At 60.1% G+C, this 391-nt stretch carries 1 pseudogene; it reads right to left on the minus strand.

The annotated features are described in order from the left end of the window. Positions 1-162 (minus strand): annotated as a pseudogene (locus D0817_RS26795) (hypothetical protein); the annotation flags it as partial. Positions 163-391: the final 229 nt, after the last annotated feature.

Genomic DNA, 391 nt, shown 5'->3' on the forward strand with positions numbered 1-391 from the left:
GGCGTAGATGTCTTTGGTCAGCTGCTGGCTCTTTTTGGCCAGGCGGTCGATCTCTTCGGAGATGTCGACGGCGGAATCGTCCTGGACGAAGCGCAGCTCTTCAATCTTGGAGTCGAGCTCCGCGATCGGCTGCTCGAAATTGAGGAAGGTTGTTTTAGTCATTTTAGCTCCGTGTTATTTCGGGCCGCCGCACATCCCCCGCGCGGCCGGCGCAAGGCGTTATTCTACCGGAACCGGAGGGTGTAGCAGGAAATTTGCGCGCCATGCCGCGCACCTGCTTGACGGGCCTGCCTCGCAAGACCGGCCTCCACGATCCGCCGTTCTGGCTACTCAGCAATTACCGGGTCCAGACTGCGCCACAAATACCATGTCGCCACGGTCCGCCATGGCT

It is taken from the genome of Flavobacterium cupreum, from assembly GCF_003996965.1.
Lineage (GTDB): Bacteria > Bacteroidota > Bacteroidia > Flavobacteriales > Flavobacteriaceae > Flavobacterium > Flavobacterium cupreum.